Consider the following 7,953-nt stretch of genomic DNA (forward strand, 5'->3'; position numbering starts at 1 on the left):
GCAGGCTTAAAAAAGTGCGGTCGGATTTTGTGGTGTTTTTAGAAGTCGATTTTGACTGCTTTTGGATTAAAGCCTCGCAAGTGTTTTAATACACGCCAGTTTGTCATTGGGTCGATGTTAAAATCGCTTGTGATGCGGTTTAAGATTTGGTTTGTTGAACGTAGCACGCTTAAATATTCGTAAGCCTGCCCGTAGATTTGCCCACTCATATTCGAGCCTAAAACGTTAAAGGCTTTTTCGATATGTTGAAATGTACCTACGCCACGTTTGAAAGCAAACCACAACCAAGCAAGCTGTTGAAGTTCATATTCGGTAAATTCAAAGGTGTATTTCTCAGGTTCGGGCAAGGCTAACTGTTGTGGTTGGTTGCGGTGCATTGCTAAGAAAGCACGCAATACAATTAAGTGAAATTTTGGGCTGATCCACATTGCGTAGGCTATTACAAGTTCTTCGCAGGCGTAAGTGCCGCGATTTACACCGCTACGGAATGATTGCAGGATATTTTCTTTGTCGGTTTCTTTTTGAATTTCAGAAATCAATTCTTGAGTGGCATCAAGGCGAATAAATAATGAAGGTTGATGTTTTGCTTCAGCACCACTAGCAATGTGAAGATCGTTTAATGAGTAAAGGTTTTCAAAAGTACGAATTGCAGTTTTAAGAATGGTTAGATTTGACATCTTTTTATACCTATTGGATTAAGTTGATAATCCGAACACTGTAAGTAGGGTGATCGGGCTTCACTTACACCGCCAATAGTCGGCTGGAGCTTATTCAAGTGTATTGTATATCGCTCTCTCGACCCGATCATAGTGTTCTACAGATCTGTAGATCAGATTTATAGGCATAAAAAAACCGCTATGCTATCGGGTGCGGGATACCGCTATTGGTTTTGTGTAAGTGCGGTAATCATAATCCGAAGTAGGGGCGGTGTCAATGACTATTCTGCTTTCTGATTTTCTAGCTCTTCAAGTTTCGTTAATTGCTCTTGACTAAACTCATACGCCCCACTATCACAAAGTTCTTGCAGGGTGGTTTCGCCATTGGTAATGCTTTGTTTGCATTGTTCGAATGTGGCTTCATCAACAACTGCTAAAAATTCCGCTTCTTGAATATTGTCGGTGTAGTTGAATTCTTGATTTTCTACATCTTTCACAACGGCTTGGTCGGCTAATACGGCTTGTTGCATTTCAACAGAGAGTGGAGCTTGTTTTGATAGCAATAACTTAGTTACGGTTTTTAATGCCATTGCCTCGAAGTTATCGTGCCATACGCCATAGCCTTTTTTAAATGTTTGGCTGTAGCGTTGAGCGTGTTTGACGATGTCATCGTGACTCATATAGAGTTCAGCCGAAAAATCGTTTACCAGTTTAAAATAGGCGTAATAGCCGATTGGGTTTTCGTTTTGCTCAGGTTCTTGCTCCCAGTCGAACTCAAAACCATTAATGAAATCTTTTTTGATAAGTTGCTTTTTGTACACAGGCAATGCGACTAAGCGTTTAAATTGCCCGCTACGTTGTGCCAATTGGATAAAGCCTTTATAGCCAATTTGGAATTGCGCTTCGGTTTTCTTTTCTTTGTTGTTTCTGAAAGGGACTATGTAAGCAAAGCCTAAACCATTTTGTAGTGGCAAATTCAGTGTCGCAGCCATACAGGCAGCGTTAAAAATGCTCATTGGGTCTGCTGTTTTAAGCATTGCATTGCTATTGGCGATTTGCATGACACTTGTTGCAAAGGTTGCCGCATTTTTGCCAACAAGTTCCTTAATCTTATTTTGCACATTCGCACTTTCAAAAAATGTTTTAAGCGCAGGTGGCTGTTTATTTTGTTGATGTTGGACTTGGTTTGTCATCTCGCCCTCCATTAATCTGGGTCATAATCATTCATTCTGTCGTTTAATTCACGCTCGGCGATTTTCTTAATCGCCTCTTGTCTATAAGGCTCATAACTTGCACCGCTACCAATAGCAAGCCAGAAATTATCGTTATCACACAGCATTTCCGTGAGTTCGTGATAATGCGTTTGATCGCCTTGTTTTAAATCATTGTCGATTTCAGTAGCGACTTCATCTAAAGCGATTTCATAGCCTGCTTGCCAATCCACTTTACGTTGGTGAGCCGCATCAAGTTGAGCGTAGTGATCAGCGTAAGGTTTCATTGTTTACTCCAAGTGCGGTTAATTTCTGCTTGTTTTTGTGCGGTGTAATCCTGCAGTTCTTTTTCTGCTGCCAGTGTAAGATTAGGCGGTAAACATACACCGTTTTCATATATGCCCCCTTTCAGTTCACATCGGGTTTCTTGTTGGATTTGTTGGCTTAATTCGTTATCGTGCCAATCGGTGGGGTGGGCATTGGCGTGTAGGCTAATCCCACCCACAATCATGGCAATAATCAAGGCGGCGAGAAAATAGCAGATTCTGTTTAGCCATTTTTCACTGCCTTTCATAAAGTGCGTGAAGCTTTGTTTTTCTTGGCGTAATGGGGTTTTCGAGTGTTTCATTTGGGGCTCCTTGTTAGATATTAAGCATTTTTTCTTTTGCGATTTTGCAGCTGTCTTTTTTGATTTCAAAGCCATAGGACGGGCGGTTAAGCTCTCGTGCGGCGCGTAGCGTGGATGCACTGCCAGCAACTGGATCAATCACTACATCGCCCTCATCGGTAAAGATTTCGATGAGGCGTTTTAACACGGCAATGGGCTTTTGTGTCGGGTGCAGTTTAGGGATTTCCTTGCGGTTGTCCTTTTCCCATTCGAACCAGTTTTTAATCATTTTGCCGTTGTTGTTAAATTTCGGCAGTTTATCGCGGTATAAAATCAAGGCATATTCTGTTGCGCCGACGACTTTCATATTCGCTTTGAGCACCTGTGGTGATGATGATTTAATAAACACCAAAGGGATGTGATTTTTAAAGCCGTGCTGCTTGGCGTAATCAATCACCATTGAGATTTGCTGGAAAGCGCAGAACACAATCATACAAGGGGCTTTGCCGCGTTCTTTCGGTTCTTTGATGAGCATTTTTGAACAAAAATGCATAAATTCGGCAATGCGGAAATCTTTATCTGTATCAAAAAAACTACTGTTGGCTTTGTCGCTTTCGCCGTTTTTGTTATCGCCGTTTACATACCATTCAGGGTTTGAAGCGTAAGCATTATTACCGAGATTGTAGGGAATGTCGGCGATGACTAGCTGCGCTTTTGGGATGTGGTAGCGTTTGTAGTTTTGGAAGTGATCGTTGAATAATTCGGTTTTCATTTTTGTTTCCTTTTTAGTCGATTTGTTGAATTTTGGGTGTAATAATCCGCCACACGATTTTTCAAAAGTGCGGTCGGGAGCGGTAACTGGAGTAGTGCAATCAGTCTGTGCTGATTTTGTCTAGATAGGGTGCCTTTCTTTATACTTGTAAGGCTCAAGCCCTTATTGATAGTCACAACAATGAGGAATATAATATTTTTAGTCACAACAACCACTTATGAGGTAATCATTATGCTTAAAAAGACTGCTGACAAATTAGCTTTAATTATGACTAGAGATGTATTAAGAACATCATCTGAGCATTACAGAAATCTAAATCAATCCGCTGCAGATGAAATCGCTGAATTTATTTCTACGCTTTCAAAAAATCTACAGGAAATTATTTCTGACGAAGTAACAAGTGCGGAAGTTATTAACGCTCATAGAGGTCAATAAACTTAATTGCTAGACAAAGTGCTTCCGCTAACTCACTAGGCGTTAAGCTGGTATTTTTAGCCGCACTTTCTAATACAGCCAATTTGATTTTTTCTTTATCTCTTTCAGATAGGCTGCTTTCTTGTTTTTCTTCCATTTTTAACCTCGTTTGTTTTATTGTTACTATTTCAAAACACACTTCATCTATCATTCGCAACGGTTTCACATGCCGTTGTGTCTCTGTACTAGCAAATGTGTTTTGAAATGTGATATTGCGTTTAGCTTTTCCCACCGACTGGCTTCGTTTCTCATTACCGCAATATCTCACACTCATTGGTGCAGGGCTTTTAATCTGCAACTGGCGATTTTCACAAATGGCATTTCACGAGTGTGTTTTTATCCAAATTGTCTAAAATTGTGATGATTATCACTTACTTAAGTGAATTTTTTGACTATACTAACAATTAACCTTGCAAGCCATGATTTTTCCTTAACCGGAATATAAATAGAATGATGGATTACGCCATCTACGGTTGCTTGGGACATTGCTTTGACTTTTTCTTTTGCTTCTTCAAAGGAGTGTGCATAAATTTCTGCAGCCCATTTGGAACCTTTAAAGTTATAAGAAATCGCATAGCGTTTCATTTCATCTTGCATAAGGAATTATCTATATGTATTTTCAAATATTTAAAGGTGTAAACAATCAGTGGTATTGGCGACTAAAAGCCGCTAATCACGAAATCATTGCCGTTAGTGAAGGTTATACAACCAAACAGAACTGCCTACATTGCATTCATCTTGTTATGGACACTAATCGCAATACACCAATTTATGAATCTTAGTAACCTAGCCCTGTTTATCGGGGCTTTTTTTTCATCACAATTTTTAAAGAGCGTTGAGATGTTGGTTATGTGTATCTCGTTTTGATGTGGTTATTATGTACTTTAAGTTCATTACAGTCAAGAACAAAAAGTACATATTTTTAATAAAATGTACTTTTTGTTTATATTAGGTTGATTTCTAAAGAAATAAATTTTTTGAAATAGTGTTTGATTGCTTATTTTTTAATCGATTGAAAAGCAAAGTTTGTGTTTTGTGGTGTGTTTTTAAGATTTTTGCGATGCTGATCGCAAATTTTGGTAGCGATAGTTGGTTTAAATTGAGGTTGGTTTATTATGCCACTGCCGATAAGGAGGGCAATTATGAAAAAAGAGTTTAAAAAATGGCTAATCTCTCTGAATTGCGAAGGGATTAATAGCTTAGGGATTAATGAGATAGTGTCGCGCGTAGATGAAGAGTTGAGGATTGTGCGCGCTAATGAGCAGGAGAGGATTGTGCTGGAGGAGTTGATTGCAGCGTTTAATGAGTAATAAAAAAACCGCCAATTAGGCGGTTTATTGTGATTGATATGTCTCCGACATTGATGTCGGTAACATCGAATCAAGTAGCGTCAGTGCGTGGTTTAACGGTTAAATGGCTTTAGCGAAATTAATAATTTGTTTATCTTCATCCCAGCTAATGTGTTGTAATTTGAAGTGATCAAATGTTCGCTTAATTGTGTCGAGAATATTAGCTTTATGCGCTGTGTTTGGTGTATCAAGAGCAAATAAAATATTCTCTCTTTTAATAAATCCTTCTTGCTCTGCGCGATTAATTTTCGCTACCCAGCTGTCACAATGTTCAATCATGCTCGGGCTTTCAACCTGATCGAATGCAAGAGGTTTTACCGCTTTTAAAATATGTTTATCTTGTTGGTTTTTCAATGCCAAAGGAAGGGCAAATTTAGCAAAATCACCATTCACCATATATTGTTTGTATTGTGCAAGAACACTGTCGTTTTCTTGTCTAAACAAGGTTTTGTAATGTTTCAAAATCGCTTGTTCTTGGTTTTCTGGTTTTACTCCAGCATTTTGGATGAATTGCGTATATAGCTTGTTAAAATAACCTTGCGGATCATCCACCATTCCTACCGCTGCATTGCTATATTGAACAATACCTTCTTTCACATCAATGTAATGGTGAAAGAAGGTTGCCATATCCTGCGCACTTCCGTTAAATGGCTGACTAACGATATATTGTAATTCATCATTAATAGTCTCGCGGACAGTTTCAAACATTTTGCTTTTATAGAAAAAATCATTCACACGCTTGTTATTTTTAGGTACAAGTTGATAAGTGAGTTTTTTCTTTTCAGGCTCGCACATCAATAAGCCAACATTGACGAATTCGCCTGTTTCAAAATACGGACGATACCGCACGAAGCTGTATAAAATAGGTTGTTTCATTCTATGTTGTCCCAGTAATTTTCTTGTGTTATTCGGTTTAAAAGTGCTTTTATTCGGTTAATTTGTTGATCAATTTTGTGAAATACCTCATCTTCCACAAACCAATCATCAGGAATGGATTGATAAATATCGTCAAAATTTTTGAGTATGTCAACGGCTTTGTCCATAAAAGTTTGTTTATCTACCCAGTCAAGTCGCCACTCTCTGTTCTTTTGTGAAAAGATATGTTCAGAAAAATCAGCTCTTTCGTCAAAGGCAAGATTATGATCTATCACTAAAATTTTTTGCTGTTGTTCGTCAAACAGCAGATTAATATTTCCTGTGCCGACTTGTGATGAGGTTCTGTCTGAATTTAAAATCCAACGATCAAACATGTAGAGCAATTTTTGTTCCGGCTCCGATAAAAATGCAGGATTTTTGACTTGAACGGTTTTGGCAATTTTGGCATTTACCACAAATGATGATGCGAACGCTATTCCGTTAGGCAAGTCTTGCCGCCACTCTGAGGAAACGTATTGGGTTGATTCGTGACTTACTTCAACAAAATCAATACTTGGACAGGGGAGCCCTATTTCATGAGCCAGTTTTGAGCCTATGACTTCCGCTAATAACTGACCGATTGGCATCATAGACAATGTTTTTACGATAAACCAATTCCCTTTATCTGTTTGACAGATAAAGGGTCGGGTTACTCCCATTTCCATTCTTTCTCTAATAACTATGATTTTATCCATTCTCTTATCCAATAACACTTCCTCTGCCTTCACAATCCAAACCTATCTTGCAGCTCTGTGTTATAACGTTTCTACACGTTCCCTTGCCACACCAATAATGCGAATTTCTTGGTTGAGTGAGCTTAATGTTGGGAACATTGGATTAAGCGGAACAAGCTCAAAGTGCGGTATGCCTTCTGGTGTTCTTGTACCAAGCTCTTTGTATTGTTTAAATGTCGCCTCGTTGTCGCCATTGATTGCCGCCACAAATTTTCCTGGCGTTGGCACAATATCAGGATCGATTAAAACCAGATCGCCCTCGTTGAATCGGGGGAGCATAGATTTCCCTTCAATTCGTAAATAAAAGGAGTTTTCAGAGGCTATGACTGTGCTTGGGATCATCTCGTAACCGTCAAACCCTTCAAGCGATTTAATATCTGTCCATAGTCCTGCTTGGATTGGGCTTAGCAAAGGGTAGGATATTTGCTTTTCGATTTTCTCAATAGAGGCATTCTTATCGCCATAAGTCAGCCATTCTTTTGTTACACCCAAAAAATCAGCTAATACATAAATATTTGCTTGAGTTGGCAATGTCTCCGCATTGAACCATTTACTCACGGCTTTTGGCGTAATTTTCAGTATATCTGCAATAACTTTTCCCCTGCCTTTTTCTGGCAAGTTCTTTCTTTTGCACGCAATGTCTAGCCGTGCAGCAAAGTCCTGTTTAATTTTTTCTTCAGTAATCATTTTTTCACCTTTGAACTAACGGTTCAATTATAAATAAAACTTGAAGTACTTTCAGTTCTGATTTAAGATGTACTTAAAGTTCATTTAAAGAGATTATATATGGGAAATTTAAAACATATTATTGACTCTTTGGGTGCAGCTAAAGTGGCAGATTTATGTGGGCTTTCTGTTCGAGCTGTTTACAAATGGCGCACATCAAATTCTCTACCAAGAACTGAATATACAGGTGAAACCAGATATTCCGAGATTCTATCTCAAGCCTTGGGCGGTTCTGTCTCTGCGGAAGAAATTCGACACTTTAGCAAACCTATTAAGTCAGGCTCTGCGATTATCGCATGACTGTAATTTACCAACACCAACAGAAAAGAAAACCATAAAAAAAAGGCAAAAATTATGGCAATGAAGAAAGTCATTATGGAAATGATTGAAAAGATACCTGGCGGCAAAAGTGCGGTTGCAGGGTTTCTCGGATTTTCGGAGGCGGAATTAAACAATCGTCTTTATCAAACAAAGGGACAGCGATTCAAAAATGAAGAATTAATTGCGAT

General features: G+C 38.7%; 14 protein-coding genes. 4 read left to right on the forward strand and 10 right to left on the reverse strand.

The genetic code is table 11. From position 1 onward, the window contains the following. Window positions 1-38: 38 nt before the first annotated feature. The 5 genes from HMPREF2644_RS06175 to HMPREF2644_RS06195 all read right to left on the reverse strand — a co-directional run bounded on the left by HMPREF2644_RS06175 (window position 39) and on the right by HMPREF2644_RS06195 (window position 3,246). Complete coding sequence (locus HMPREF2644_RS06175; RefSeq protein ID WP_042593347.1) at window positions 39-677, reverse strand: P22AR C-terminal domain-containing protein; 639 nt, start codon at window positions 675-677, stop codon at window positions 39-41. 260 nt (window positions 678-937) lie between these two features. Then, window positions 938-1,849, reverse strand: coding sequence for a recombinase RecT (locus tag HMPREF2644_RS06180; protein WP_042593348.1), 912 nt, complete (start codon window positions 1,847-1,849; stop codon window positions 938-940). A gap of 11 nt (window positions 1,850-1,860) precedes the next feature. Then, window positions 1,861-2,154 (reverse strand): hypothetical protein, encoded by a 294-nt coding sequence (locus HMPREF2644_RS06185; RefSeq protein WP_012054992.1) that lies wholly within the window; start codon window positions 2,152-2,154, stop codon window positions 1,861-1,863. After that, complete coding sequence (locus tag HMPREF2644_RS06190) at window positions 2,151-2,495, reverse strand: hypothetical protein (RefSeq protein WP_005651091.1); 345 nt, start codon at window positions 2,493-2,495, stop codon at window positions 2,151-2,153. The genes HMPREF2644_RS06185 and HMPREF2644_RS06190 overlap by 4 nt, the downstream gene beginning before the upstream one ends. A gap of 13 nt (window positions 2,496-2,508) precedes the next feature. Next, a complete protein-coding gene (locus HMPREF2644_RS06195) occupies window positions 2,509-3,246 on the reverse strand; it encodes a DNA-methyltransferase (protein ID WP_005651093.1) in 738 nt (245 codons plus the stop codon). A 267-nt stretch (window positions 3,247-3,513) separates the two neighbouring features. Here HMPREF2644_RS06195 and HMPREF2644_RS09295 point away from each other — a divergent pair, with 267 nt between their 5' ends. Then, a complete protein-coding gene (locus HMPREF2644_RS09295; RefSeq protein WP_158523417.1) occupies window positions 3,514-3,681 on the forward strand; it encodes a hypothetical protein in 168 nt (55 codons plus the stop codon). On the opposite strand, the gene HMPREF2644_RS09300 is transcribed toward HMPREF2644_RS09295, so the two are convergent. Next, a complete protein-coding gene (locus HMPREF2644_RS09300; RefSeq protein WP_162877577.1) occupies window positions 3,659-3,817 on the reverse strand; it encodes a hypothetical protein in 159 nt (52 codons plus the stop codon). The two genes, HMPREF2644_RS09295 and HMPREF2644_RS09300, sit on opposite strands and share 23 nt — an antisense overlap. Before the next feature lie 278 nt (window positions 3,818-4,095). After that, the gene (locus HMPREF2644_RS06205; protein ID WP_042593369.1) at window positions 4,096-4,317 is read right to left on the reverse strand and encodes a hypothetical protein; all 222 of its coding nucleotides are present in this window, start codon (window positions 4,315-4,317) and stop codon (window positions 4,096-4,098) included. A 14-nt stretch (window positions 4,318-4,331) separates the two neighbouring features. Here HMPREF2644_RS06205 and HMPREF2644_RS06210 point away from each other — a divergent pair, with 14 nt between their 5' ends. Further along, on the forward strand, window positions 4,332-4,502 hold the full coding sequence (locus tag HMPREF2644_RS06210) for a YegP family protein (RefSeq protein WP_005655314.1): 171 nt from the start codon (window positions 4,332-4,334) through the stop codon (window positions 4,500-4,502). A gap of 360 nt (window positions 4,503-4,862) precedes the next feature. After that, window positions 4,863-5,030: a hypothetical protein gene (locus HMPREF2644_RS09305; RefSeq protein WP_162877841.1), complete on the forward strand. Its 168-nt coding sequence runs from the start codon at window positions 4,863-4,865 to the stop codon at window positions 5,028-5,030. A 99-nt stretch (window positions 5,031-5,129) separates the two neighbouring features. Here HMPREF2644_RS09305 and HMPREF2644_RS06215 read toward each other — a convergent pair whose 3' ends face one another. The 3 genes from HMPREF2644_RS06215 to HMPREF2644_RS06225 are packed head-to-tail and all read right to left on the reverse strand — an operon-like array spanning window position 5,130 to window position 7,405. Next, window positions 5,130-5,945 (reverse strand): DUF3037 domain-containing protein, encoded by an 816-nt coding sequence (locus tag HMPREF2644_RS06215; protein WP_042593368.1) that lies wholly within the window; start codon window positions 5,943-5,945, stop codon window positions 5,130-5,132. After that, on the reverse strand, window positions 5,942-6,679 hold the full coding sequence (locus HMPREF2644_RS06220; protein ID WP_042593374.1) for a HipA family kinase: 738 nt from the start codon (window positions 6,677-6,679) through the stop codon (window positions 5,942-5,944). The genes HMPREF2644_RS06215 and HMPREF2644_RS06220 overlap by 4 nt, the downstream gene beginning before the upstream one ends. A 60-nt stretch (window positions 6,680-6,739) precedes the next feature. Next, window positions 6,740-7,405 carry a S24 family peptidase gene (locus HMPREF2644_RS06225; protein WP_042594836.1) on the reverse strand — a complete coding sequence of 222 codons (666 nt, stop codon included), beginning with the start codon at window positions 7,403-7,405 and terminating at the stop codon, window positions 6,740-6,742. A gap of 99 nt (window positions 7,406-7,504) precedes the next feature. On the opposite strand from HMPREF2644_RS06225, the gene HMPREF2644_RS06230 reads away from it, so the two are divergent. Continuing rightward, on the forward strand, window positions 7,505-7,744 hold the full coding sequence (locus HMPREF2644_RS06230) for a helix-turn-helix domain-containing protein (protein WP_005688828.1): 240 nt from the start codon (window positions 7,505-7,507) through the stop codon (window positions 7,742-7,744). Window positions 7,745-7,953 lie beyond the last annotated feature (209 nt).

Origin of the sequence: Haemophilus sp. HMSC071C11, assembly GCF_001837655.1 — a bacterium.
In the GTDB taxonomy this organism is placed as follows: domain Bacteria; phylum Pseudomonadota; class Gammaproteobacteria; order Enterobacterales; family Pasteurellaceae; genus Haemophilus; species Haemophilus influenzae.

Bases quoted from the DNA above. Each gene is read 5' to 3' on its own strand.
- HMPREF2644_RS09300 (WP_162877577.1), bottom strand. From the start codon at position 3,817: ATGGAAGAAAAACAAGAAAGCAGCCTATCTGAAAGAGATAAAGAAAAA.
- HMPREF2644_RS09305 (WP_162877841.1), top strand. From the start codon at position 4,863: ATGAAAAAAGAGTTTAAAAAATGGCTAATCTCTCTGAATTGCGAAGGG.
- HMPREF2644_RS09295 (WP_158523417.1), top strand. From the start codon at position 3,514: ATGACTAGAGATGTATTAAGAACATCATCTGAGCATTACAGAAATCTA.
- HMPREF2644_RS06195 (WP_005651093.1), bottom strand. From the start codon at position 3,246: ATGAAAACCGAATTATTCAACGATCACTTCCAAAACTACAAACGCTAC.
- HMPREF2644_RS06210 (WP_005655314.1), top strand. From the start codon at position 4,332: ATGTATTTTCAAATATTTAAAGGTGTAAACAATCAGTGGTATTGGCGA.
- HMPREF2644_RS06215 (WP_042593368.1), bottom strand. From the start codon at position 5,945: ATGAAACAACCTATTTTATACAGCTTCGTGCGGTATCGTCCGTATTTT.
- HMPREF2644_RS06180 (WP_042593348.1), bottom strand. From the start codon at position 1,849: ATGACAAACCAAGTCCAACATCAACAAAATAAACAGCCACCTGCGCTT.
- HMPREF2644_RS06175 (WP_042593347.1), bottom strand. From the start codon at position 677: ATGTCAAATCTAACCATTCTTAAAACTGCAATTCGTACTTTTGAAAAC.
- HMPREF2644_RS06230 (WP_005688828.1), top strand. From the start codon at position 7,505: ATGGGAAATTTAAAACATATTATTGACTCTTTGGGTGCAGCTAAAGTG.
- HMPREF2644_RS06190 (WP_005651091.1), bottom strand. From the start codon at position 2,495: ATGAAACACTCGAAAACCCCATTACGCCAAGAAAAACAAAGCTTCACG.
- HMPREF2644_RS06220 (WP_042593374.1), bottom strand. From the start codon at position 6,679: ATGGATAAAATCATAGTTATTAGAGAAAGAATGGAAATGGGAGTAACC.
- HMPREF2644_RS06205 (WP_042593369.1), bottom strand. From the start codon at position 4,317: ATGCAAGATGAAATGAAACGCTATGCGATTTCTTATAACTTTAAAGGT.
- HMPREF2644_RS06185 (WP_012054992.1), bottom strand. From the start codon at position 2,154: ATGAAACCTTACGCTGATCACTACGCTCAACTTGATGCGGCTCACCAA.
- HMPREF2644_RS06225 (WP_042594836.1), bottom strand. From the start codon at position 7,405: ATGATTACTGAAGAAAAAATTAAACAGGACTTTGCTGCACGGCTAGAC.